Annotated in this window: 28 protein-coding genes; 10 read left to right on the top strand and 18 right to left on the bottom strand. The window is 46.7% G+C overall.

Annotation, left to right across the window (positions count from 1 at the left end; all coding sequences use genetic code 11):
• Positions 1–34: 34 nt before the first annotated feature.
• Together B067_RS0108730 and recA are read right to left on the bottom strand one after the other, a co-directional pair.
• A complete protein-coding gene (locus B067_RS0108730; RefSeq protein ID WP_019529698.1) occupies positions 35–571 on the bottom strand; it encodes a regulatory protein RecX in 537 nt (178 codons plus the stop codon).
• Between the two features lie 36 nt (positions 572–607).
• Positions 608–1,714, bottom strand: a complete 1,107-nt coding sequence (recA, locus tag B067_RS0108725; protein ID WP_019529697.1) for a recombinase RecA — start codon at positions 1,712–1,714, stop codon at positions 608–610.
• A 439-nt stretch (positions 1,715–2,153) separates the two neighbouring features.
• Here recA and B067_RS0108720 point away from each other — a divergent pair, with 439 nt between their 5' ends.
• The 4 genes from B067_RS0108720 (at position 2,154) to B067_RS0108705 (ending at position 6,777) form a co-directional block, all read left to right on the top strand.
• Entirely contained in the window at positions 2,154–2,891 is a 738-nt protein-coding gene (locus tag B067_RS0108720) for an HAD family hydrolase (protein WP_019529696.1), read from the top strand.
• A gap of 2 nt (positions 2,892–2,893) precedes the next feature.
• Positions 2,894–3,649, top strand: a complete 756-nt coding sequence (locus B067_RS0108715) for an AzlC family ABC transporter permease (protein ID WP_019529695.1) — start codon at positions 2,894–2,896, stop codon at positions 3,647–3,649.
• The gene (locus tag B067_RS0108710; RefSeq protein ID WP_019529694.1) at positions 3,642–3,950 is read left to right on the top strand and encodes an AzlD domain-containing protein; all 309 of its coding nucleotides are present in this window, start codon (positions 3,642–3,644) and stop codon (positions 3,948–3,950) included. The genes B067_RS0108715 and B067_RS0108710 overlap by 8 nt, the downstream gene beginning before the upstream one ends.
• Before the next feature lie 256 nt (positions 3,951–4,206).
• Positions 4,207–6,777 carry a TonB-dependent receptor plug domain-containing protein gene (locus tag B067_RS0108705; RefSeq protein ID WP_240472844.1) on the top strand — a complete coding sequence of 857 codons (2,571 nt, stop codon included), beginning with the start codon at positions 4,207–4,209 and terminating at the stop codon, positions 6,775–6,777.
• A gap of 95 nt (positions 6,778–6,872) precedes the next feature.
• On the opposite strand, the gene B067_RS0108700 is transcribed toward B067_RS0108705, so the two are convergent.
• From B067_RS0108700 to B067_RS0108650, 10 genes are all read right to left on the bottom strand, one after another.
• Positions 6,873–7,256 (bottom strand): hypothetical protein, encoded by a 384-nt coding sequence (locus B067_RS0108700; RefSeq protein WP_019529692.1) that lies wholly within the window; start codon positions 7,254–7,256, stop codon positions 6,873–6,875.
• Positions 7,257–7,374: 118 nt separating this feature from the next.
• The gene (locus B067_RS0108695) at positions 7,375–7,680 is read right to left on the bottom strand and encodes a c-type cytochrome (RefSeq protein WP_019529691.1); all 306 of its coding nucleotides are present in this window, start codon (positions 7,678–7,680) and stop codon (positions 7,375–7,377) included.
• A 28-nt stretch (positions 7,681–7,708) separates the two neighbouring features.
• Positions 7,709–8,269 carry a CBS domain-containing protein gene (locus B067_RS0108690; RefSeq protein WP_019529690.1) on the bottom strand — a complete coding sequence of 187 codons (561 nt, stop codon included), beginning with the start codon at positions 8,267–8,269 and terminating at the stop codon, positions 7,709–7,711.
• Positions 8,270–8,273: 4 nt separating this feature from the next.
• Positions 8,274–8,615 carry a hypothetical protein gene (locus tag B067_RS0108685; protein WP_019529689.1) on the bottom strand — a complete coding sequence of 114 codons (342 nt, stop codon included), beginning with the start codon at positions 8,613–8,615 and terminating at the stop codon, positions 8,274–8,276.
• A gap of 503 nt (positions 8,616–9,118) precedes the next feature.
• A complete protein-coding gene (locus tag B067_RS0108675) occupies positions 9,119–9,874 on the bottom strand; it encodes a DUF4197 domain-containing protein (RefSeq protein ID WP_019529687.1) in 756 nt (251 codons plus the stop codon).
• Between the two features lie 14 nt (positions 9,875–9,888).
• Positions 9,889–10,512, bottom strand: a complete 624-nt coding sequence (trhA, locus tag B067_RS0108670) for a PAQR family membrane homeostasis protein TrhA (protein ID WP_019529686.1) — start codon at positions 10,510–10,512, stop codon at positions 9,889–9,891.
• Between the two features lie 60 nt (positions 10,513–10,572).
• Positions 10,573–11,187 (bottom strand): 3'-5' exonuclease, encoded by a 615-nt coding sequence (locus B067_RS0108665; protein WP_019529685.1) that lies wholly within the window; start codon positions 11,185–11,187, stop codon positions 10,573–10,575.
• A gap of 9 nt (positions 11,188–11,196) precedes the next feature.
• Positions 11,197–11,700, bottom strand: a complete 504-nt coding sequence (locus tag B067_RS0108660) for a M48 metallopeptidase family protein (protein WP_019529684.1) — start codon at positions 11,698–11,700, stop codon at positions 11,197–11,199.
• A gap of 109 nt (positions 11,701–11,809) precedes the next feature.
• The gene (locus B067_RS0108655) at positions 11,810–12,148 is read right to left on the bottom strand and encodes a 50S ribosome-binding protein YggL (RefSeq protein ID WP_019529683.1); all 339 of its coding nucleotides are present in this window, start codon (positions 12,146–12,148) and stop codon (positions 11,810–11,812) included.
• Between the two features lie 170 nt (positions 12,149–12,318).
• Positions 12,319–12,525, bottom strand: coding sequence for a hypothetical protein (locus B067_RS0108650; protein ID WP_019529682.1), 207 nt, complete (start codon positions 12,523–12,525; stop codon positions 12,319–12,321).
• An 801-nt stretch (positions 12,526–13,326) separates the two neighbouring features.
• Between B067_RS0108650 and B067_RS0108635 the strand changes: the two genes are divergently transcribed.
• Positions 13,327–13,728, top strand: a complete 402-nt coding sequence (locus B067_RS0108635; protein WP_019529680.1) for a DUF3127 domain-containing protein — start codon at positions 13,327–13,329, stop codon at positions 13,726–13,728.
• A 68-nt stretch (positions 13,729–13,796) separates the two neighbouring features.
• On the opposite strand, the gene csrA is transcribed toward B067_RS0108635, so the two are convergent.
• Positions 13,797–13,994 (bottom strand): carbon storage regulator CsrA, encoded by a 198-nt coding sequence (gene csrA, locus B067_RS0108630; RefSeq protein ID WP_019529679.1) that lies wholly within the window; start codon positions 13,992–13,994, stop codon positions 13,797–13,799.
• Between the two features lie 477 nt (positions 13,995–14,471).
• Between csrA and B067_RS0108625 the strand changes: the two genes are divergently transcribed.
• Positions 14,472–14,816: a helix-turn-helix domain-containing protein gene (locus tag B067_RS0108625; protein ID WP_019529678.1), complete on the top strand. Its 345-nt coding sequence runs from the start codon at positions 14,472–14,474 to the stop codon at positions 14,814–14,816.
• Here B067_RS0108625 and B067_RS0108620 read toward each other — a convergent pair.
• Both B067_RS0108620 and B067_RS0108615 read right to left on the bottom strand, forming a co-directional pair.
• Complete coding sequence (locus tag B067_RS0108620) at positions 14,813–15,208, bottom strand: DUF4124 domain-containing protein (RefSeq protein ID WP_156820798.1); 396 nt, start codon at positions 15,206–15,208, stop codon at positions 14,813–14,815. The genes B067_RS0108625 and B067_RS0108620 overlap by 4 nt on opposite strands.
• A 195-nt stretch (positions 15,209–15,403) precedes the next feature.
• Entirely contained in the window at positions 15,404–16,111 is a 708-nt protein-coding gene (locus B067_RS0108615; protein ID WP_205619958.1) for a winged helix-turn-helix transcriptional regulator, read from the bottom strand.
• A gap of 184 nt (positions 16,112–16,295) precedes the next feature.
• On the opposite strand from B067_RS0108615, the gene B067_RS0108610 reads away from it, so the two are divergent.
• From B067_RS0108610 to B067_RS0108600, 3 genes are all read left to right on the top strand, one after another.
• Entirely contained in the window at positions 16,296–17,729 is a 1,434-nt protein-coding gene (locus B067_RS0108610; protein ID WP_019529675.1) for an FAD-binding oxidoreductase, read from the top strand.
• On the top strand, positions 17,729–18,325 hold the full coding sequence (locus B067_RS0108605) for a hypothetical protein (protein WP_019529674.1): 597 nt from the start codon (positions 17,729–17,731) through the stop codon (positions 18,323–18,325). The genes B067_RS0108610 and B067_RS0108605 overlap by 1 nt, the downstream gene beginning before the upstream one ends.
• A 70-nt stretch (positions 18,326–18,395) precedes the next feature.
• Complete coding sequence (locus B067_RS0108600; RefSeq protein ID WP_083921388.1) at positions 18,396–19,397, top strand: DUF1853 family protein; 1,002 nt, start codon at positions 18,396–18,398, stop codon at positions 19,395–19,397.
• A gap of 34 nt (positions 19,398–19,431) precedes the next feature.
• Here B067_RS0108600 and B067_RS0108595 read toward each other — a convergent pair whose 3' ends face one another.
• Entirely contained in the window at positions 19,432–20,592 is a 1,161-nt protein-coding gene (locus B067_RS0108595) for a hypothetical protein (RefSeq protein ID WP_156820797.1), read from the bottom strand.
• 154 nt (positions 20,593–20,746) lie between these two features.
• Positions 20,747–21,184 carry a thioredoxin TrxC gene (gene trxC, locus B067_RS0108590; protein ID WP_019529671.1) on the bottom strand — a complete coding sequence of 146 codons (438 nt, stop codon included), beginning with the start codon at positions 21,182–21,184 and terminating at the stop codon, positions 20,747–20,749.
• 191 nt (positions 21,185–21,375) lie between these two features.
• Here trxC and B067_RS0108585 point away from each other — a divergent pair, with 191 nt between their 5' ends.
• On the top strand, positions 21,376–22,773 hold the full coding sequence (locus B067_RS0108585) for a two-component system sensor histidine kinase NtrB (RefSeq protein WP_240472843.1): 1,398 nt from the start codon (positions 21,376–21,378) through the stop codon (positions 22,771–22,773).
• 935 nt (positions 22,774–23,708) lie between these two features.
• Here the strand turns inward: B067_RS0108585 and B067_RS0108580 are convergent.
• Complete coding sequence (locus tag B067_RS0108580; protein WP_019529669.1) at positions 23,709–25,166, bottom strand: DEAD/DEAH box helicase; 1,458 nt, start codon at positions 25,164–25,166, stop codon at positions 23,709–23,711.
• Between the last annotated feature and the right edge of the window lie 159 nt (positions 25,167–25,325).

Genomic DNA, 25,325 nt, shown 5'->3' with positions numbered 1-25,325 from the left:
TCCTGTAGTAACAGGTGGCGTGAAGATGTAAATATTAAATGCTAGGTGTGGTCAGTAAATGCAGAAAATAATCAAAGCTAAAGCCTCGGCTTTGCATAAAGCGTATGCGCTTGGCTTTTTCTTTATGGCCGGTAAAGGGTTCGCCTTGGTATTTGCGCTCATACAGCGCTTGCGCGAGAGCAAACCACTCCCCTTCTACCGCCTCTAATGCCAACGCTATCAGCTCGGCGTTTACGCCTTTTTGCTGCAGCTGTTGCCGCACCACCATAGGGCCCTTGCCGCTATTTTTCTTGCTATTAATAAACGCTTCCACAAAGCGCTCATCATTTTGCAAACCTTGCTCTCGTAGCATTTTCAGCTGCTCATCAATAAGGGCTGGGGGATGGTGTTCAGATTTAGCGAATTTGCTGCTTAGTTTGCTGTACAGCTCTTGATAGCCGTGCTCACGTCTGGCTAATAAATTCATAGCCGCTAGGCGTATATCACGAGGGGGATTTTTTGGGGTTTTTTTAGATCTTTTTTCTGACTCTAGCTCGCGTGCTGCGTCATCACCTTGATGATAATTTTCCATAGCAGCACGTCCGCTAGTTAGCCAACTAGGGCAGGCTTATTCAGCCGCCACAGCGTCTTCTGTTACTGTAGTTTTTGCCGTGGCTTTTGCTGCTTCTTTTGCTGTTACTGCCGCCGCTTTACTGGCTATCTCTGCTTTTTCAGCATTAGACGTAGGCACCACTAACAGCTCATCGCGAATCTGTTTTTCAATTTCAGCGGCCATCTCTGGGTTATCACTTAAAAAACGCGCTGCGTTAGCTTTACCTTGACCGATCTTGTTGCCTTTATAAGCATACCAAGCGCCAGATTTATCAACCAAATTAATCTTAACGCCCAAGTCTATTACTTCACCCATATGGTATATGCCTTTGCCATAATGGATTTGGAATTCCGCTTGTTTAAAGGGAGGCGATACTTTGTTTTTCACTACCTTAACCCGGGTTTCGTTGCCTATTACTTCCTCGCCGTCTTTAACCGCACCGATGCGACGTATATCTAAACGTACTGAAGAATAAAACTTCAAGGCATTACCACCGGTGGTGGTTTCAGGGTTACCAAACATCACGCCTATCTTCATACGAATCTGGTTGATAAAGATGGCACAGCAGCCGCTGTTTTTAATGTTGCCGGTTAGCTTACGCAGTGCCTGTGACATTAGGCGTGCTTGTAAACCTACGTGGTGATCACCCATATCCCCTTCAATTTCGGCTTTAGGGGTTAAGGCGGCTACCGAATCTATGACTATCATATCTATAGAGCCCGAACGCACTAGCATATCGGTAACTTCTAAGGCCTGCTCACCGGTATCGGGCTGCGAGATAATAAGTTCATCTAGATTAACCCCCAGCGCTTCGGCGTAAATAGGATCTAGGGCATGCTCGGCATCGATAAAGGCACAGGTGCCGCCCTGCTTTTGACACTCGGCTATAGCCTGTAGTGTTAAGGTGGTTTTACCTGAAGACTCTGGGCCATATATTTCAACGATACGACCTTTAGGCAGGCCGCCTATACCTAACGCGATATCTAGGCCAAGAGAGCCGGTAGAAATAGCCGGTATACGCTCTACAGGCTTGTCGCCCATACGCATAGCGGTACCCTTACCGAATTGTCGTTCAATCTGGCTTAGTGCTGCTTGTAGGGCTTTTTCTTTATTGGTATCCATAATTCACTCTCTTGTTAGTAGATCGCAGATCTTTGTTAATCGTTAACGGCTTAGTTCAAGCTCGCATAGTACTTTTTTGTTACTGCGTGTTGTTATGTATATTGTTACTGCCTGTTTTTGCTAGCTGCTACTGCGTATGTGCCTGCTTATTTTTCAGCTCTGGGGAAAGGTAGTTGTTGCTCCCTCCCCTAGAGGTAAATAAAGGTAAAAACACTGTATAAGCAAACAGTAAAAAGAACTGTACACATAAACAGTTATTTTGGCAAATATCTTTCTCACTTTTTTTCATCATTATTTGCCCAGCCCGCCTGCTGCTAAGTGTAAGGTATTTGTCCACGTCTAGCTACGGCCTCAAACAACTGTATAAAGCACAGTCAGAGAGCCATTATAGGGCCATTGCCGTATAATGCTTTTTCACCAATAACACTCGGAGTTGTTAATGTTAAAAGCCCTGTTTCTAGACATGGATGAAACCCTCTGCAACACCCTCGCCGCCAACGCGCTAGCCACCGAGAAACTAGGCCAGCTGGCCGAACAAAGCCTTAACCCTATTAATGGCCAGCGCTTTGCCGAAGCCTATGTAGCTGGTATATACCGTATGTGGAGCGACAGTGAACGCGCTAAGTACTTACCCTTGGCTGAGCGCAGTGAGCAAGGCTATAGATTACAATTAGCACGCGACCTACTGGCCCAGCAACATATACTGGACGTAGCTAAGCCCGTGGCGCAAAGCTTTCTAGATTGCTTTGATAACGAACGTCTCGCGGCATTAGAATTTTACCCAGGCATAGTGGATTTTTTAATCAACGCCAAAAAGCACTTTACCCTAGTGGTGATCACCAATGGCCCTGAGTATTCGCAAATCCCCAAAATAGCGAAGTTGCAGATGGCTAAGTATGTCGACCATATTATTATTGGCGGCCAAGAGCCTGAGCAAAAACCAGCCCGCTCGATTTTTGAAAAAGCCCTGAGCCTAGCTAATTGCGAAGCGCATGAAGCCATACACGTAGGCGATAGCTTAGCCGCCGATATAGCTGGCGCTCACAGTGCCAATATCACCTCGGTGTGGATACAACATCAACAGCCTTTAGATGCCGAGCTGGGCATTAACCCCAATCACACCCTACTCAGCCCCGATGAGATACCGGCGTTAATACAAGAATTACACCCCCACTAACCATGGCTAGCACCCCCCAACCTAGGCACAACCACAAGCGTTCATTTAGCAAAGGCTTAATCGCTGGGCTGCCGCTAAGCCTCGCGGTGCTGCCTTGGGGGCTATTAACTGGTTCCTTAGCGATAGAAGTGGGCCTGCAAGCTAGCGAGGCCTTGGCGATGTCAGCACTGGTGTTTGCCGGCGCGGTGCAGCTAGCCGTGCTGGGTATGCTCACCAGCGGAGCCGGCCTGCTCAGTATTTTATTAACCAGCTTAATGATTAGCTCGCGCCATCTGCTCTACGGTATGGCCATGCGGCCCCATATTGCGCAGTTAAGCCTGCCTTGGCGTTTATCCTTAGGCTTCTTGCTCACCGATGAAATGTTTGTATTGGCCGCCCCTAAAGGTGGCCAATTCGATCGCTGGTTTGCACTGGGTGCGGGGCTAGGGTTTTACCTGAGTTGGAACCTGTGGACCCTCTTGGGCATAGTGATAGGCCAGCAGCTCAATGACCTAGCAAATTGGGGGCTGGACTTTGTGATTGCTGCCACCTTTATCGCGCTATTAATACCCGCTATTAAAAACGTCTCATCTTTGCTGGTCGCCCTAATCGCCGCGTTGCTATCGGTACTGTTTGCTTATTGGCAGTCCCCAGCAGGTTTGGTACTGGCCGCCTTAATCGCCATGGCTATAGGCTTTATACTGTCACCGCTGTTAGACAGTGATGACAGCTCACTGGCCCACAATAGCCAGCAAGCAAGTGAGGGCGGCGATGATTAGCCTATTACTGATGCTCACCGTGATTACCTTTAGTTGCCGCTATGTGTTTTTAGAGCCCAAACTGCCGATACGACTTAACTACCGAGCCAAGCACTTTTTATCTTACTCAGCCCCAGCGGTGCTCTCAGCTATCGCTGCCCCCATACTGTTTATGCCCGAGGGCGAGCTGGCCCTACACCTACACAACCGTTATTTATGGGCCGCACTGGTGGCCATTATCATTATGTTAGCCACCCAGCGCATGCTGCTCACCGTAAGCTTAAGCTTTGCGGCTTTTATTGCCTTAGGGCAATACCTATAAAACCCTCTCCGTAGAAAAAATACGCCATATAGAATATTTTTTTAATCGCAATTGCGTATGTAAAACACCAGCCCCTCCCTCAATATAAATATAAAAACGACTAGGCTTATAGTTACGCTAATCAAAAATATAACCGCATCTGCGGTAATAAAGCCCAATAACTCTTCATGCCGCCGCAAAGCACAACACAACTTAGCTTTCTAATAAAACAATAATGGCAGCACATTATAACCCCCTAGGAGAATGGCAAATGAACATGAATAGGAAATCAACGTTGTCCCTTGCAGTATCTGCAGTTATGGCAGGCCAGTTGTTAAGTTATAACTCCGTAGCTTTAGCGCAAGAAAAACAGAGCGCAAATACCACCTTAGAAGAAGTTGTGATTATAGGTTCACGGGTTAAAGGACGCACCGCCGAGGACTTGCCAGTACCGGTAGATGTATTAAGCTCCAGCGCTATGGAGAGCACCGGCCACACCGAAGTAGGCAGAATGCTACAATCACTAGCACCTTCTTTTAACTTTTCCAGCTCCTCCATCAGTGATGGTACCGATGCATTAAGGCCCGCCACCTTGCGCGGCTTGGGCCCCGACCAAACCTTGGTACTAATCAACGGTAAACGCCGTCACCAAGCCTCACTCATACATATCAATACCTCGGTAGGGCGAGGCACCGCCGGTGTCGATATGAATGCTATACCTGCCGCCGCCATTGAGCGTATAGAAGTGTTACGTGATGGTGCCGCCGCCCAGTACGGCTCTGACGCCATCGCCGGTGTCATTAATATTATTCTTAAAAACTCCGCCGACGCCGGCAAGATTAGCCTCTCCTATGGTGAGTTTAAGGAAGGCGATGGCGAAACCACCAACGTCGATATTAATAAAGGTTTTGAAATAGGTGACGGCGGTTTTATTAACGCCACCTTTAATTTTCGCGACCGTGGCAACACCAACCGCGCAGGCAAGCAAGGTACCTGCGCCTTTGAAGACTGCAGCGCCCTTAGTGATAGCAACGGCAATGGTTATCTCGAAATCACCGACCCCAGAGAAATTACTTTCGATCGCGATACCTTTCGTATAGGTGATGCCGACTCCAAACAATACGCCGCCGCACTTAACGCTGCCCACCCCTTGGGCGAGGGTGAAATATACGGCTTTGTAACCTACTCCAGCCGTGAAAACGAATCCGGTGCTTTTTATCGTAACCCTAGCTCGGGCTCATCGGCTTACTTGGCCGATGGTAATAACGTGATACCCAACGGTTTTTTGCCTTTAATTGAATCACAAATTGATGATTTCTCTTACAGCCTGGGCTACACCATGGATTTTGATAATGGCATGTCCATGGATATCTCTTACACCGATGGCAGCAATGAAATTGATTACAGCACCAATAATTCGGTTAACTATTCCTATGTCAACTTCTTGCGTTTTGACCAAGGCTTAAGTGATGCCGAGATACGCGCCAGCATACCGCGCTCGGCCGATGCCTATGGCTTAGAGTTGGGCCTACAAACAATTAACCTAGACTTCACCCATACCTTGGGTGAGCTAAGCCTAGCTTTTGGTGCCGAAATGCGTACCGACGATTACCAAATTAAACCCGGCGACGCCTATGCCTACACCGACTTTGACACCAGTGGTGCCAGCTCCTTATACGCGCAAGACGCCAGTGGCGGTATACAGGGTTTCCCTGGTATCAGCCCAACCTCATCAGTAGATGAGGAGCGCGATGTGATGTCGGCTTATGTGGATGGCGAATACCAAGTTAATGCTGATCTAATTGTTAGTGCCGCTATGCGCTACGACGACTACGATGGCTTTGGTGACACCACCAACTTTAAGCTAGCCGGTAACTGGGCGGTTACCGATAGGGTGAGTTTACGCTCCGCAGTTAGCACCGGATTTAGAGCGCCCTCTATGCAACAGTTGTATTTTAATAATATAGGTACACAGTTTGTAAACGACCCCGATAACCCCTTGGGGCCACAAATTCCTGTGCAGGTGGGCACATTTAGGAATGATAGCCAAGTCGCCAAAGACATAGGCATACCCGAGTTGAAAGAAGAAGAGTCAGTGAATATGAGCTTTGGTATTATTGTGACCCCCTCTGAACAAGTCAGTATTACTATCGATTACTACTCTATAGACATAGAAGATCGCATTGTTATCAGTAACCAATTAGACGGCAGCCTCAGCACAGACTTAAATAATGCACTGGTCACTGCAGGTGCCGGCTCTGGACAGTTTTTCTTAAACGGTGCCGACACTGAAACAACAGGGGTAGATATTATTGTTACCTACAATGGCTGGGAGGTTTTAGCCGGATCGGTGGACGTCACCCTAGCAGCTAACTTTACCGACACCGAGGTTACTGATATTTACAGCCCTGACTCACTGGCCGACATACCGGCCAGCGTGGTGTTTAGTGATCAAGATATTTCCATCATAGAAGAATGGCAGCCTAAAGATCGCATATCCTTAAGCATGCTCTATCTTAAAAATAACTGGCAGGTATCACTGGCTTTTAACCGTTACGGTGAATACACCGTGCTAGACGGCGGAGAACAAACCTACGGTGCCGAGATACTCACCGATTTAAATGTACGTTATGAAATTGATGACAACTGGAGCGTCAATGCCGGTGGTAATAATATCTTTGACGTTTACCCCGATAAGAACGAAAAGGGTAATAGCCGTGGCGGTGCGCTAGAAAGCGGAGGTAACTTAATAGTTAACAGCCCTGGGGTATTTACCTACTCACGCCGCTCGGCGCCCTTTGGCTTTAATGGAGCCTATTACTATGCGGGGGTTAGCTATAATTTTTAAAACCAACTATTGCTAAAATAGTTAGCTAGTTTATTCGCTAAACGAAAAAGCCCCCACTGAAATCAATGGGGGCTTTTTTATTATTGGTAGCAAGATTAGAAAATTAACGTTAGCACAATAATCACCGCTATCGTCAGCAACACATTACGTAGCAAGCGCTGCTTGCTGAGCGCGGGCTTTTTGTTTTGCTGCTCCTCTTGTATCAACCTAGCCATTAAGGCGTCTACATCGCCGCTGCCCAAACGCTCTGGCTTGGCGCTTGCCGTACTGGTCGTGCTAGCAGAACCCTGCCCGCTGGCCACCTGTACCGCTTGTTGCACTGCCACCTTAGATTGCTGCTCGCAGCGCTGCACCAACGCCAATACGCTTAATAATTGCTGCCTATCGGCTGCGGGCATTTGTTGCACCGGCAAGCTGTCGTGGGCAGTTAACTTATACACATTGCCATTGATAATGCAGGTAATTGGCGAAACAGACATAAACTCGACCTCGTCGTTATTACACGAAAGGCCATATCATGCCCTGCTCGCCAGCACCTAGGCAAGCCTTGCCCGAGTAGGTGCTGCAGGCCTATATAGCCCTGCCCGCACCGCCCGCTTACAAGCTAGAAAAGTACGCTGCCAAATTCGCTATATCCGTATCGCTTAAAGGCTTAGCCATCGCCGACATCACCGGGTCTATTCGACTGCCACTGCGAAAATTATTAAGCTGCTTTTCTAGATAAGGCGCTTTCTGTCCCGCCAGATTAGGATAAATTGCTATTGCAGAAACACCTGCCGCGCCATGGCAGCCCGCGCACATGGCCGACTTTGCCTTGCCGGCATTGATATCTGCGGCCGTCGCGTTATAAGCCGCTAAACTAACACAACTTAACACCATAAATTTCATCATGGATTTTTTCATTACTCTCTTCACAATTCAGCTCTCTCTATTAATGATGCATCTGTGCCAGCACATGGGAAAAACTCGATTTGACTTCAATATCCACAGGCAGGCGCAGCTTTTTAGCAATGTCGCTGGTCGATAATAAGCCGCGTATGCTGTGCAGCTGCCTATCGATCACCAAGCCCAATTGTTGGCCACTCTCCTTAAAGGTATTAATCACATCGACAATGCTGGCTGCTGATAATTCTTTATAATCAAAAGCCTGTAGCTGGCTTTTGGGCCGCATAAAGTCACTGACTAATAATTCGCTGCGTTTAAAGCCTTTCGATAACTTTTTCATTATCCCCTGCTCATTTAAATCTTCGGTATTAATAAGCCCTATAAAGTGTCCATCTTGGTCAACCACCAACATCACACTGACATGGGACTGATGCATAATATTTTCAGCATCTACCGCCGTGGCCGATGCCGCTATCAATAAAGGCTGCTGTTTGGCAAAATCATTTAAAACACTCAATGCTGATGAATATTCACTTAGCTCTTTAGCCATCATGGGCTGAGCCAACTCATCAATACTGCTTGTTGCAAAAAAATTAAGTTTTTTCATGGTGTTAAATTCCTATGGACGCCCGGTGGTAAATTTTTTGACAGCGATTATGGCTGCTATTGATTTGTATCAGCTTGCCTATGACCCGCTCTTGCGCGCGATCAAATGCCAGCGCCTCATTGGCCTGATACTCATAAATATCAACGGGATGTTTATTAGGGATGTGTATAGAAATATGGCAGCCGATCACATCATCCTTTTGCTCGTGCTGTTTTTCTTTACTAAACACAACTTGGATGCGAGTGATATTGGCGGCATGCAACGGAAAGGATAATAACTCCTGGCCTATATGGCGGCGCAGGGGCTTATCCTCCGTACCATGACGGAAGGTAATAGATACAATCATTAGAATGTACTCCTAAGCGATTAATGTTCCGGCAAGTGCCGGTGCAAAAAACTAACTTAGGACGTAAGGAGGTGCGCGAATAGGATGGTGGGGGCGGTACGCTGAGGCTAAGAAATTCCTATGGCTAGTAATATGGCCTGGCGCAAGCAGCTCGGCAAAAAATTGCCTGCCACTAACACTACAAGCATCGGAGCTATCGGTGTCGCTATCAACATCAATCTCTGTTTGATCAAAACAAACAGTATTATCATCGACTAGGCTTTCGGCGTTTAACGAGTACCCTTCTCCCATACCTACGGTAGTGGCAAGGAAGAGAGTTAAGTATAAAAACAACTGCGCCATGAGAATATTTTACTATGTAATAAAAGTACAAACGGTTATTAAACTACCGTGCCTAGACGCTTTGATACTATAGCTAGCCACGAGTTCCAAAAACATCCTGAGCATAGTCAATATAATTAGCGCTGTCTACACGATTAAGCCAGTAGCTTAATGCCGCTATATTATTGGCTACCAAATACTTTCTTTAGCAATACGGTGGTTTGCTGCACTGGGTCTTTTCTGATTGCAGCTTCTTCTTTTGCCAAATAATAAAATATTCCATCCATGCCTTTATTCACTACATGCTCGTTTAAGTTGGCGGTTAAGTCCGGCACAAAGGGTAGGCTTTTATATTCGCTAATTAGCTGTTCGTAAACTTTAATCGCGCCGACTTGGGACAAGCTGTCATTCACGATGGGCTGCATCTCGGCGGCTAGCGAACTCTGCATTTTGCTTTTAAAGTATTGGGTAGCGGAATCTTCGGGGCCTTGATAGATAGCCCGTACATCGTCAAAAGTCATGGTTTTAATAGCCTCTACAAATAAGGCTTGGGCTTTCGGCGTTGCCAGTTCTGCAGCACGGTTTAACTTGAGTTCCAGCTCGTCAACTGCCGCGGCCATACCAACTTTATCGAGTAAAGCCTTAGCCTGGTTAATCGCTGCGGGCAAGGGTATGTGTATAGCGGGGTCGGTGTTAAAGCCGTCCACCTTGGCCAATTGGGTGACGACTTTATCCGACCCCAACTGCAAGGCTTGCTTAAACGCCGCAGCCATATCATCGGCGCTGAGCTCGCTGGCTATAGGCTGGTCGGCCTTCAGTGTTTTAAGGCTGTTAAGGCCTTTTTGCCACCAGCTATCTTCAGCATAGACCGACACTGATGTAACCACTGAACAACACAACAGCATTCCTAGTAATTGCCTACGTTTAATCGCTTTCATATTCACTCCTAGTGTTATCGCACATAGCCCACAATTGAAATAAAGTGACACAGCGAGCCCATTAAAACAAACAAATGCCAAATGCCATGGGCATGGCGAAAGTTGCTTACATTACCCAATAAGTAAAATACGATACCCACGGTATAAGCCAAGCCACCCGCTGTCAGCCAAGCAACGCCGACCTCGGATATTGCCGCCTGCAGCGCACTGTATTGCACGGTGCACACCCATCCCATTACCACGTAAATAATGACTTGCAGCCATACAATGCGCTTAGGTACTAGCGCATCTAATAACAGCCCCACCAACGCTAGGCTCCAAACCACCGCCAACATCAGCATGCCATCGTCTTGCAGTGACACCAGCATATACGGGGTATAGGTGCCGGCTATTAATAAATAAATGGCGATATGGTCTAGCTTTTGAAAAATTCTCTTCAGCTTAGGCGGATGAAAGCTGTGATACAGCGTGGACATGGTATACAGCAAAATTAAGGTCACCCCGAACACACTAAAGCTTAGTATATGCCGCCAGCTTTGCAGCTGAATGCTAATCGTTAACAAGGCGCCAAAACCCACCAGGGCCAGCACGGCCCCTATTAAATGGGTAATGCTATTGAGCTTTTCACCGTGATACATGGGTAATCCTATAAAAATACCGCTTACAAAATCCTATCGAAGCTACCGTTAAATGCATAACTACCACTGCGCCAAAAAATCAGCCACCGATTTTTTAGGCACTTTTACTAGCTTTTTCACTAACGAAAAAGGCACTTGCTGCAAGCCACAGCGCTCGCCTATAGTTTGCAATAACGCCAGCCATAGTTTAGCCGTCATCTCTGAATCATATAATGCTCGGTGAAAATCACCATCCGCTGCAATATTGGCATAGTTCAGTAAAGTCGCCAATTGATGGTTGGGGGCAGCCGGGTAGATACGCCTAGACACTAATAATGAACAACTAAATTCACCACGGTAACGACGCTGAATATGGGCCAGCTCAGCATCTAAAAAACGTTTATCAAAGCTGGCGTTGTGGGCCAATAAATTACTATCCGCGATAAAGTCGGCAAAGCCATCCATCACTTCTGCGCAAGGCGGCGCTTGCCGCAACATGGCATTGCTGATGCCCGTGTACTGGCTAATAAAGCCACTGACCTTAAAGCCAGGATTCATCAAGGACTGAAAGCGATCAACTGCCACGCCATCAACTATACGCACCGCACCTATCTCTATAGCTCTATCACCCTGTAGCGGCGAGAGGCCCGTGGTTTCAAAATCCAGTACCACTATGTCGTTGGCATTACAGCTCATATTTCACCCTTAATAAATGGGGCCGTTTGCTTCTAGCTGCACTAAATACAAGCGAGCATCAAATTCTAGTTGTTGATAATCAGGCAGCATATAGCTACAGAGGCGGTAAAAAGCTTTATTGTGCTCGGACTCTTTTAAATGAGCCAATTCATGTACCGCTATCATCGTTAAAAAAGGCTCTGGCACTTTTTTAAATACGGCGCTAATGCGAATTTCATTTTTACGTTTCAGCTTGTTGCCCTGCACCCGCGAAACACTGCTGTGCATACCTAAGGCGTTGTGCAATACATGTAAGTTGTCATCGTAAATCACCTTGCTTAGCGGCGAGGACTTTTTTAAATAGCGGTTTTTTAAATCCTGCACATAGCTGCGTAATTGCTGGTTGTTGTTCAGCTCATGAACTGAGGGGTAACGCTTTAATAAAAAATCAGCCAAGCGACCCTGCGCGAGCAAGGATTCAACCTGTTGAATAATGTGCGGGGGATAATGGCCCAAGTATTTGCGTATTAGCATAGCGAACAGACCAAGCGTGTTTTATAGCCCTTGTTATTATTATGGCTTGGGCTATTTCAGATCAACGTATTAGAATATTGGTATTAGACCATTGATATCAAAACACAGCTTACGCTTCGTAGCAGGCGTCAACCAACTGGCCGATAGTGACATCGCTCATAATGCTATAAGAGTTCAATGCCTCTTCTATGGCTTTTCTATCTTCTTCGGTGGCAGAGCTATAGCGGCCGCCGGAAGAAACAAAACCGGTTAATTTGTCGTGCTCACCGTCAAGGCTTACAAATAAATCACGGCCTTCAACGACATCTGCGAAGCTATCAAAGAACTGTTCGTAATCAGCATCTGATTCGGTATTGATAGTGCAGGTAAATTCAAAGCCTAAAATAGCGAATTCATCTAAGTACAATTTTTTACGAAGACGACGGCTTCTAACAACTTCTTTGCTCATGGTGTTTGCCTAATAAAATAAGTAATGCCTAAGGAATAGGTAAGTCAGTAAATGGATCAATAATAGAATAGCCCAGCGCGCTGGCTGAATAACACAGGCGGCTGGACGGCGCATCATAGCAGTTTTACCCTACAGGGTATAGAAACAAAGGCCTGGCCGCAGCTAGCACGTTATCGCATGACGCCAAAGCGAAAAGGCTGCTTGTTACCACGATTATCATGCCCCTGACCGTTGCCACCATTTGGATTGCCGCCGGTCTCTTTCTTCAATTTGACCTTTTTGGCGATTAACCCTGTTTTACCTGGATGGCACTCAAACTCAACCTGCACACCCACTTTTAAAAACTGGCAATTCAGCAAGTCAGCCTTGCGAACCATGATATCCGGGCCTTCGCCATTATCGAGAAAACCATACTCTTTATCGCGAAACCACTTCTTAACTGCAGTAATCAGTTTTACACCTCATTATTTATCATTGTGAAAGCAATCTATTATTACGTCTTTGTTTTAGCGAGATATCATCATGCTAATTGGCACCGCCATTAGCATCACGCTGGTATAGGCTAAGCAGCGTCCAGCCGCTAGCAAACAAAATAGCCAAGGCTATAGAAGAATGCTTAGGCATTAACACGACCTAGCTATCAAAGGGCAATCCATTTTTACAGAATTCAAAAACGATATAAGCGTTTAAAGCTTCCTATATCAAGCCGCCACAAGGCGCCTTAAGTTAGCTTAAAGAGCATCAGACGATACTCGGATAAGTCTTTGTCACAACTCCCTAGCACCAAGCCAACTACTGTGGCAGTGGAGTCATAGCCATAAAATGGCTAAAGCGTGAACAATAAAGTTGCCCATCATACGCTGAAATGCGCTGGCAACCAATACTTCAAACACCCTCTTGTGCAATAAACAAGCAAAACTATAGATTAATTAACGGTGCTTAGCCAAATTTCACCGCTACAGCAGCACTAACATCAGGCGATGACTAGCTAAACACCCAAGCTATAAACAACTATACGCTAGACCATGCGGTAATAAGCCCATTAAAATGGGGGGCCTAGGCCACAAATTTAGACATTTTATAATTGCCTGCCTAGCTCTCTAATTTATTAATAACAGCGCTTAATAAGCCTTTATAAAGGTGCTACTATCGCGCCACTTATTTTGCAGGAACCTACCATGTCTACAAGTTTTGAAATCCAAGGTTTAATCCATTCTATAGGTGCAACCACTGAATACGGCAGCAATGGATTTACCAAGCGTGAGTTTGTATTAAAGCTCACTGGCGAAGGTGAAAACAGCACCTACCCTAATCACGTAGCCCTAGAGCTTATAAAAGATAAATGCGCGCTAATGGATGCCTACCAAATAGGCGATGAAATAAAAGCGCAGTTTAACCTATCGGGGCGCCTGTGGTCGGGCAATGGCAACCCTGAAAAGTGCTTTACCAGCTTACAAGCCTGGAAGGTTGAAAGCCTGAATACGTCTATGGATCAGCAAGCCCCGCCGCTGGCCAGCTATGAAGCTGCGGGCTTTGTGCCGCAAAACAATTCTAGCTTTGACGATGATATCCCGTTTTAAGCTGCCCAATATATAAAAACTGAATTATGATTCAGGCATAAGCTAGCGTCGCTTATCGGGCGCTTAGCTTACTCACTCTCTTCATCACCTTGGGGTTTGGTTGCCGTGCCGTGTATGCGCTCATAAATCTCTTCACGATGCACTTCTACGTCTTTAGGGGCGGTAATACCAATACGAACCTGATTACCTTTACTCGCCAATACCGTGATTTTAACATCATCACCAATAATCAAGGTTTCGCCAACCCGTCTCGTTAATACCAACATATTATTTACTCATCATTATAAAAACAGCAGTCATATCCAGCCGTTCACAAATATCATAGGTCTTGCAATACGCGCACGCTGGCTCAAACACAGTAAAGTTAGCGGCACATTCTTCCCTATTAGGCCTAAAACCGTAAGCAGAAGAACAAACTGAGGGCAAACTAATAGATGAAAAGAGCATGAGCAACATTTTTTTGATTTCAAAAAGAAATTTGAGCCGACACTGCTCACATACAACCCTATAGACCATAAACTTGCGCACAATACGCGCAGGCGATATAACATTCTTGAAACAAATACAACTCTGTTATATCAACCTATAATTTATTACCTATAGCGTAACAACAAAAATCTTAGTAACCGACCCCGCTCAGTGGTCAGCGAGCTAAACTAACCACCGACAGCCACCAGTATAGCGAATCTATAAATGCCTAAGTTGAATAGCGGTGTATCTTTAGCTATAGCTAAGGTATAGCTTTGACTTATCGGATCGTTAAAAACGAAGGCAAAACCGTGGCAAACAGCGCTAGAGGGAAATTAATACGCAGCTACATGAAGGGCATTAGTGACTCTGAATTAGCGCGTATCACCCAACTTACCCGCCGCACTATTAGCAAGGCCAAGTCAGGTGAAGATATTTCTTTTGAAAAAATGATGGCCATATTTCAGGCACTAGGCATAGAGCCGGCTTTTTTACACCGCGCGATAAACCCCCGTGATTTAAAAGCGCTGAGTTTTTGGCAGCAATTAAGCGATAAAGAAAAAGATGTTTATATAGCGCTACTAGATATGTATGCCGCCAACAAAAATACCCGTAACTAATCGCTTAGCATGCTCAGTTCTTGCTCTAACTGCTTAACTGTTATCCTAGCCTCATCAATTCTTTGTTCATAACGTTGGCTAATCGCTGCTTGTTCAGCACTCGCTATGTCAGAGCTTAGCGCATTATTCCTTTGCTCTCGCAAAGCCATAATATTGCGATATTGTTCGGGAATTAATTTGCGCTTAATTTCATCCATTCTTTTACTATCTGCCAACCTTTTTAACTCGGCCTCACCTTTAAGACCAGTCTCATTGACATACTGCTTTTTCGCGCCGACTTCACAAGGGGTTTGACTAAAGATGGGCCTGTCTTTTGCATCCTTACATTGATAAAACTCGGCGCTAAAAGCTGGGCTAGATACCACGAATAACCATAAACAAATTTTATGCACGCTACGACTCCATGCGATTTTTAAACACTGCGTGTTTGTGACTAATGAGATTGATAAGAAACTACTTCCCAGACGCTAGCAGCTATAGCTTGCTAATTATTATTATCTAAAAGCTGTTACTGCTATTAAAGCGCAATAAGTGTACTAAAAAATAGCGGTGGCAATCCACTTTTTATGAGAAAAATATTAAGTCCACTAAACACGTAGCTCCCTAGCCTGCTTTTTAATATGGGCCACACTACTTTGCCCTAGCCAAGACAGTGCAATATCGGTATATTTTTTTGGGCCTTTCAACTTTAGGCTGCCGTTTTTTTTCGCCGCTTCAAAATCTTCCCACCCCATCCACACCTTAGTTAATTTTTTTACTGCCACCTCTATAATCACATCACTGGCGAAATCCTGATCAACGTGGCATAGATCAACCTCACCGTCTTCATAGACCAACCAATGCTCACTTTTATTATCAGGCACATCGGTTAAGAAGAAATGTACGATAAACGGGCTAGGCAATTCGGCTAAGGGCTTAGTATTGCGACGTATATCCCACATCAGTAAATCCACATCCACATCCTCTACTGACGGCTCTATATTCAGCCACTCCTGCCCCCACTGCGCCATGCTAAACACCACCGTCTCCAAGGCCTTGCCCGCATCGGTTAATAAATACTCGGCACTACCCCCCACATGTTTTTTTTGATGAGTAATAAGTCCAATCTCAACCAGCTCTTTGAGCCGGTTAGAGAGTAAAGTGCGCGACATACGCGGCACGCCCCGGCAAATATCGTTGAACGCGCTGGAACCAAACAAAAGCTCGCGAAAAATCAACACAGTCCAACGATTACATAAGAATTCAGCCGACATGGCTAACGGGCAATATTGCCCATAACGTACTTTTGAGCTCATGATGTACTCCTTAGTAATCAAGTTACGTTCGCCCAAGCAATGTAACACCAAGCCGCACCGATAGTACAAACTTTGTACTGCCCACAACCAGTACTACATCTGTACCTACCAGTACACTTCCTGAACTAGACCCGCAATACGTTCAGGCATAGCCTCAAGCAACTATCGATAAGGAGGCTTAACCGTGAACACGATAATCAAGCAATTAGATAACAGCACTATAACCATAGCCCAACCTGAACTAGACCCGCTGGCAAGTGCCTTACGCGGCGAACTACTCAGTCCAGCCCACGCCGATTATCAACAAGCCCGGCAAGTCTGGAATGGCATGATAGACAAACGCCCGGCACTGATAGTCCGCTGTAGCGGCTGTGCCGATGTCATCACCGCCGTGCGCTTTGCCAAGCAACATAAGCTACTACTATCGGTTAAAGGCGGCGGTCACAATATTGGTGGCAGCGCGGTGTGCGAGGGCGGTTTAATGATAGACCTCAGCGCCATGCGCAGCGTCCAGGTAGACCCGCAAAATCAACGCGCCTTGGTAGAAGGTGGCGCGCTGCTGGGGGATGTCGACCACGAAACCCAATGCCACGGCCTCGCCGTACCCCTGGGGATTAACTCAACCACCGGCGTAGGTGGCTTAGCGCTGGGCGGCGGCTATGGCTGGCTCAGCCGTGCCTTTGGCCACACCGTAGACAATATATTATCGGCTGACATTGTTACCGCCGACGGTGAATTTCTACACCTCTCAGAGCAACAAAACCCCGAGCTCTTTTGGGCTATACGCGGCGGCAGTGGTAATTTTGGCATAGTGACCCGGTTTGAGTTTCAGCTACATCCAGTAGGCCCCATGTTATTAAGCGGCCCCGTCATCTTCCCCATTGAGCAAGCCCAAGAGGTGCTTAAAAACTATAGAGAGATAGCCCCTCAACTACCCGACCAGGCCTCCTGCTGGTTTGTGGTGCGCAAAGCGCCGCCCTTCCCCTTCCTAGACCAGCGCCACCACGGCCAACCGGTACTTATTTTAGCGATGAGTTATTGCGGTGATCTCGCTAGTGGCGAACAAGCACTAGCGCCCTTGCGGCAACTGGGGCAGCCTCTGGCCGATGCCGTAGCGCCACACCCTTATACCGGCTGGCAAGCGGCCTTCGACCCACTACTCACAGCAGGCGCACATAATTATTGGAAATCCAGTGATTTCTTACAGCTACCCGACGGTCTAATCGACATGATTAGCGCTGCCGCACTTAGCCTCCCTTCTGACGATTGTGAAATATTTGTCGCCCAATTAGGCGGTGCCGCTGGCCGAGTCGCCCCCGACGCCATGGCCTATCCCCACCGCTCAAGCTGCTACACCATGAACATACACGGGCGCTGGCCATCTGCCGCGTTAGATGAACGATGTATTAGCTGGGTGCGCGAGCAGCATGTACATGCCGAGGAATATGCCACCGGCAGCGTCTACGTTAATTTTGTTCCCGAAAATAATGAGCCCCGCAAAGTAGGCCCCTATGGCGCCAACAAAGCACGGCTAGAAAAAATAAAAGCGCAGGTAGACCCGGACAACCTATTTCGCTGCAATATTAATATTCAAACAACCAGCAAAGGAGCCGCATAATGAAAAGCTATCAACAGACACCACAACTACTCGCTATCGCCGCTATAACACTCTGCGGATTTAGCCCCTTAAGCCAGGCCGACGACAAGGAAACAGCGGCCAGTAAAATTGCCCGCGCCATGAGCGCCGCCCCCGCAGACATAAGCCAGCAGGCCACCATCATGGATGTGGATGGCAGTATATTACGACAAGGCAGCAACGGCTGGGTGTGCCTACCGGGTGTAGGCTTAATCCCCGGCGACAAACACCCTATGTGTAATGACAAGGTTTGGATGGCATGGATGAAGTCGGCCAAAAACGGCGCGCCATTTTCAACCCAAGTGATAGGCGTCTCTTATATGCTGGCCGGCGATGCCTTGGTTAATAACGACAACCCAGCAGCAACCGACCCCAATGATGGCGGCGTGTGGGTACAAGAAGGCCCGCACATCATGCTATTAATGCCGGATAAAACCGCACTCGCCGAACTACCCCGTAACCCCTATGTCGGGGGCCCTTATGTTATGTGGGGCAACACCCCTTTAGTACACGTCATGTTACCCATTGAGGCAAAACCACAAGCCCCCAAGCCCGCCACAGCACTGAGAGTAAATTAATAAGCCTGCCGACACTAATCCTGCTGTTGACTATGGTGTATTGCAGCATCAGCCCCTATCATTAGGGGCCATGCATTCCTCTAAACCAGCGCCATCACTTTCAACTATGGGCAAACTGCCGACACTACAGCATCAAGCCGTTAGAGATTTAGCCTGGGTTTGTTTTAGCCCGCCACTGCTAAACGCATTACCCGGCAGCAAGGCCGACATAGTAACAGGCCTACAAAACGACAGCGCCTTATTAAGCTGGCTAAGCGCACAGGACCAGCAACCACAGCAGCTCAACCAATACCTCAGCCAACTCAAAAGCCCACGCTTAGGTATTTATTACGAAGCGCTATGTGCCTACATTTGGCAGCACTACCCCGGCCGGCAATTACGCTGTAAAAACCTACAAGTGAGCGATAACGGTAAAACCTTTGGCGAGTACGACCTGATAGGCCAAAGCGCAACCGGGCTATACCATATAGAAGTGGCGGTAAAATTTTATTTAGGCCTTAGCGAAAAAGATAACGAAGCGAATAGCCACTGGCAGCAATGGCTAGGCCCCAACTGCAACGATAGGCTAGACAAAAAACTACACCGCTTGCGCGATCATCAACTACCACTATCCCGCACGACACCGGGCATCGCCGCCTTACAACAGCAGGGCATCCCAGCGCAACAGCTGCACAGCCGCTTACAATTACAAGGCTATCTCTTTTACCCTGCCCATAGCGCATTAGCCACGCCCGTACACAGCCACTCACAACATTTACGAGGGCTATGGTATTACCAGCGGGACTTTATCAAATTACTCAAGCAACAAGCTAACAGCCACTGGCTAGAACTGGACAAACCACTGTGGCTGTCCCCCGCTGTGCTATACCAAGAGCACAGCCCAGCGCCTTTAAACAGCGAGGCTATGGCGCAATCTATCAACGATTATTTTACTAACACCATAAACCCGCAGCACAAAAGCCAAAAACAACGCCCTTTACTATTAGCACAGATGCAACAACAGACACAGCGCTGGCAAGAGCAGCAACGCTGCTTTGTGGTGCCCGATTACTGGCCTTGGGGTAAAGCGTAATAGGGTTTAGCAAGCCGCAATGAGGGTTACTCAGCTACAAACGACTATTGTCACGCCATTGTTTGCGCATATTAGCCATAAATACGGATTCCTCAGGCACGCTCACCTCATTAATTAACCGCGTCACAAAAGCATCAACTTCTTTTTTATCATCATAGCCTTTGATAGCTGTATGGCGCACCTTCACAAACTTGTCATTTAGCAGCACCACATAGGTCTTAGAGGCATTGGTGTTTTGTACTAAGTCTATATATTCATTTTCAAAATACAGCACTTCAACGTTGCTATTCGCTAGCGGTAAATGTCTAAGTTGATCAGGGCTAAAATCAGTGTCGCTAAACTCTAACTGCTGGTGAGTCAGTACTATGTTTTTCCTGATATTAGCCGCCTCTTTCTCTAACAGGCCCACAATATCTTGCTGCCAGTAAGGCGACCTAACGGGATACACAAACACATCGATATAGTCCATATCATTACTCTTGTGTATATACCTGACTTGGGCTCCCTGATAAGGGTGGTGGTAGTAAGCGATGCCATCGCGCAGGTAATTATTCGCCACTTCAGGTGTTTGTAATTCGACTTCATAATTATTAGAGTCTAAAACGTGGGCTAAATACCCAGCACTAAAGTAATCACCTTGCTGTATATCGTGTAGCAAGTGGGAGCTTATACTCTTGGCTATATCACCCTCTATATCTTGCTGGGTATTTAATACGGAAAGTCTAAGCTCTATAGGCAGGTCATAGTCAAAATTGCCCAGCTCGTAGCCATACCAGTATATCCCTGCATCCACTTTAATATGCTGCGTCATAATCATAGGCGCAATCATTAGGGTCAACCCTGCCGTCACCGCACTGCCCAGCTCTTCGGCATCCTCATCGTGATAACGTGCCGTAGACAGCACCAACTGATAGCCTACTTCCTTATTGGCATACAACACATCTTCAAAAACATCAGCGCTTTTTAACACACTATAAAATTTTTCAAGACTGACATGGTTTAAATCACAATGATCCAGCACAGAACCCCTGTCAAAATCTTCACAAGCCTTGCGAAAGTCATCATCAGGCTGTTTTAAAAAAACAGTAATAGGGGGTAATTTTGCTAAACCCTGCTGATAAGCCGCCATGGGTACTTGATTAGTTACTGAACAAGCCGTTAGCAGCAGTGATGACAGTAATAACAGATACCTCATTATCCATCTCCATGATTTATTATTGTATTTGCCAGCAAAGAGCCCTTACACCTAGACCGGCATAGTCAGTAACACAGAAACCACAGTGTACAATCTTCAATCAATCGACACTAAGCTGCGCTGGCTAAATTCAATATCACCGACCTAGCAGCGGCTAAACCACACCCTGCTGCGCCAACCACTGCTTAAGCTGCGACAATGACAGCGCACCCGACAGCCGCGCATGCTCTTTACCCCCCTTAAACAGTATCAGCGTGGGTATAGAGCGTATCTGCCACCTTGTCGCTATAGCCTGTTGCTGCTCAGTATTTAATTTAGCTAAGCGTAGTTTGGGCTCTAGTGCGGCGGCGGCCTGCTCAAATACGGGCGCAAAGCTCTTGCAGGGCCCGCACCAAGGCGCCCAGCAATCCACCAATACCGGAATATCATTATGATTGAGCATAGCTGCCACATTGGCTGAGCTCAGCGTAGCGGCCTTGCCTATAAACAGAGGCTGTTTACACTTACCGCACTTGGGCTTATCGGCCAAGCGCTGCTCGGGCAAACGGTTTTTGCTATTACAGCCCGGGCAAGTCACATTAATAGATGACATAAACTCATACTCACTATAGATTTATAAACATTAGCTTAGCGACCCAACACAGTATTAATGTCAAAAGTCACTGCCTAATCACGGCCATACCATTATACAATAGCAGCTTAGCTAACAAACCCAGGTGGAACAGGTCGCTAGCAATGCCCTATTATTACACCTATACCTTATAGAGTTACCGCAGTAGACCTATGACTGACAACCGAACCGCAATGAAAACCCACCTACGCCGAATTTACACCCTCTTACTTTTGGCTTTCACTACCTTAAGCCTAGGCGCCTACGCTAGCCCTATTAGCTATTTTAAAGAAGATGGCCGCACCAACTGGCAATATATCGCCAACTTTTCCAGCGGCGTGTTGATTATACTACTGTCCTGCACCGCCATTAGCCTATTTTTTAGCAGTCGCAAAACTAAAAAAGCCAACCGCCAGCTTAACGATATACGTGCTGTATTAGAGCAGCGGGTACAGGAACGAACCGTTAACCTAGCTGAGGCCAGCAAACAGTTACTGGCTTCAGAAACCTACATCAAGAATATTTTAAGTTCCATGCCCTCTATGTTAATAGGGCTAGACAGCCAAATGCACATCACCCAATGGAACCACTGCGCCGAAGAAACCACCGGCATTAGCGCCGATAAAGTACTAGGCAAAAACTTGTGGGCGGCCTACCCCGCCGTCACGCTGTCACAGCAACAAATAGAAGAAGTCATTACCGAGCAAAAACCCGCCACCCTCAAACACAACCAACGTGGCCAGTATTATTTTGACATCACCATTTACCCACTTAAAGATCACACAGAAGCGGGCGTTGTAATCTTAATAGACAATGTCACTCTGCGCTCTATAGCCGAAAATAAACTTATACAAAGAGATAAGATGTCATCCATGGGTGAACTAGCCGCCTCCATGGCTCACGATATAGATACCCCGCTGCAAGCCATATTTAGAGATTTAAAAAGCATACAGCAAACCATACATTCTAATGATCCCGAGATCGCCGCCACCTTAGATGACGCCGTAACAAGAGCCAATCAGGCCTCGCAAATCATACGTAACCTATTAGACTTTGCCCACAGTAATGACCGCAAGAAAAGGCCAGAAAGCCTAACCGAATTAATAGATCACACCCTGGAGCTAGCAGGCAATGCCTTCTCAGACCCTTCCGGCTTGCACTTTAAAGATATCAACATCATTAAAGACTATCAGGACGAGCTGCCAGCCATACCCTGCTATAAAACCGAATTACAACAAGTTTTTCTCAGCTTATTTCGCCATGCCTGCCACGCCATAGCCAGTAGCAATAAAGATGACAGCCCTACTATCAAAATTCAATTACTGACCTGCTATGACTCACTGTGGCTAAAAATTCAACACAATGGCTTAGGCCTAACTGCAAAAGAACAGCACGAGATTTTTGAGCCCTTCTATCACGATAGAATAAACCCCAAAAGCACCGAAGCCGAAAATCGCCTGTCGTTTTCACAATTTATTATTGTAGAACATCATCAGGGGCATATTTTCGTCACCTCTGATGTCGATGTGGGTACAACTTTTCATATAGAGTTTCAGTTGCCGAAAAAATAACGCGCAAGTGGCAAGTGGCAAGTGGCAAGTGGCAAGTGGCAAGTGGCAAGTGGCAAGTGGCAAGTGGCAAGTGGCAAGTGGCAAGTGGCAAGTGAAAGCTTAATATTGGTATCTTTACTTGCAAGGTTTTTCAATATTTTTTTGGCAGTCTAACTGTTGTAGCGGACTGCCCACTATTCGTTATTGAAACACATCCCCAACTCGTCATACCGGCCTTGAGCCGGTATCCATGTGTAGTTAGCTGAGTGATGACGCAGGGTACTGATCAATAAAGTAATAAAATCTTATCACTAACTAACGTCTGGCTAGAAATATTCGTTTATGGATACCGGGTCGAGGCCCGGTATGACGGAAGGACGCTTTATTCCCTACAAGTAATCTATAAGTCACAGTTCGATAAAAAGTCTGATTAGGCTATTAAGTTTTTCCCAACATTTATTAGCAGACTAACTATTGCCATACACTCCAACTCGTCATACCGGCCTTGAGCCGGTATCCATGCGTAGTTAACTGAGTGATGACGCAGGGTACTGATCAATAAAGTAATAAAATCTTATCACTAACTAACGTCTGGCTAGAAATATTCGTTTATGGATACCGGGTCGAGGCCCGGTATGAAGGAAGGACGCTTTATTCCCTACAAGTAATCTATAAGTCACAGTTCGATAAAAAGTCTTAATAGGCTATTAAGTTTTTCCCAACATTTCTTAGCAGACTAACTATTGCCATACACTCCACCTTGTCATACCGGCCTTGAGCCGGTATCCATGCGTAGTTAGCTGAGTGATGACGCAGGGTACTGATCAATAAAGTAATAAAATCTTATCACTCACTAACGTCTGGCTAGAAATATTCGTTTATGGATACCGGGTCGAGGCCCGGCATGACGAAAGGGACTTTAACTCGCATCTGCAAGTTTGCGCCTTACAACTCTATTATTTTTTCTTACCCCAACCGGTACTTTTCATACCGGTTAATGGCCTGCGCTTAGGTTTAGGTTCGCTATCAACAGCCAGCTCATTAGTTTGAACAGGCTTATCAACGGGCTTTGGTACTGCTGGCGTATTCCTGTTTTCATGCGAGTTATATGCCGCTTTATTAATGGGCTTCCTCACGCTTGTTTGCATATTCTTTTTCTGTGGAGCTCTTTCTGAACGGCTATTTTTTTGCGTATTCTTTTCTTGCGCACTCTTTGCTTGTACCCTTCTTTTTGGCTCGCTCTTTTTTGACTCGAACTGTAAGTTAGACGCAGGCAAGTCCTTCAACGGTTCAAAACCCGCAATCACTTTGCGTGTAATAATCTGCCCTAATCTGCGCTCTATCGCGCACAGCCGTTTAAAATCATCCCTAGAAACTAAAGACAGCGCCTCACCGCTGGCGCCAGCCCTGCCGGTGCGGCCTATGCGGTGTATATAATCGTCGGCATCATCGGGCAAGTCGTAGTTCACCACGCATTGCAGCTCGTCTATATCGATACCACGGGCGGCCACACCGGTGGCCACTAACACGGTTATTTTACTCGCCTTAAAATCCGCTAATAGCTGGGTGCGCATAGCTTGGCTGCGGCCGCTGTGTATAGATTCGGCTTTAACACCGCGCTTCTCCAACTGGCTCACTAATTTAGCCGCACCGTGTTTAGTACGTATAAATATTAAGGTTTGGGTCCAACTATGCTCGGTCAGTAAATGGCTGAGTAGCGCAGATTTTTTATCCTTATCGACACTCACCAACCACTGCGTAATTTGGGCAGTGATAGCTTCGTCAGGCGTTAAGCTGATTTCCACTGGGTTATGGATGGCCGTTTTCGCTAACATCCTCACCTCATCGGATAAGGTGGCAGAAAACAGCAGGTTTTGCCTGCGCTCAGGCAAACGCGCAATAATCTTATTGATGTCGGCGATAAAGCCCATATCTAACATGCGATCGGCTTCGTCTAACACCAACACTTCCAGCTCATCAAAATACAGAGCGCGCTGGTGCGCCATATCCAATAAGCGGCCCGGCGTGGCCACTACTATATCTACGCCATCTATTAATTGCTGCTTTTGCGGTTGCTCATCAACACCGCCAAATAGGGTCATGGTTTTTACGTCTACATGCTTGCCATACACATTAATATTCGCCGCCACCTGCATAGCCAGCTCACGGGTAGGCACTAATACTAAGACACGCAGGCGCTTAGCCCGTCGCTTACGCTCACCCGCCAGCGCTTCCAGCAGTGGCAACACAAAGCTAGCCGTTTTGCCGGTGCCCGTTTGCGCCGTAGCCAATACATCTCTACCTGCCAATACCGCTGGTATAGCCTGCGCCTGTATAGCCGTAGGCGTGGTGTAACCCTGCTCGGTAACAGCTTGTAATATAGGGGCAGATAAACCCAATTGTGTGAATGTCATGACAGGTCTCGCTAAGTCCGGATAAATCCGGATAAGTCTCGATAAAAAGACAGGTGGCAGATAGCCGCTAAGAATACCATTTATCGCCACACAAGGATTCACAAAAATCGCTCACTAGCCATGGCTAAGCCCACCGCGCGGCTGTTTGCAGAAGCACAT

Source organism: Dasania marina DSM 21967 (assembly GCF_000373485.1).
GTDB lineage: Bacteria > Pseudomonadota > Gammaproteobacteria > Pseudomonadales > Dasaniaceae > Dasania > Dasania marina.
The sequence above is the reverse complement of the archived record's forward strand: the minus strand, read 5'-3'. Positions and strand labels throughout refer to the sequence as shown.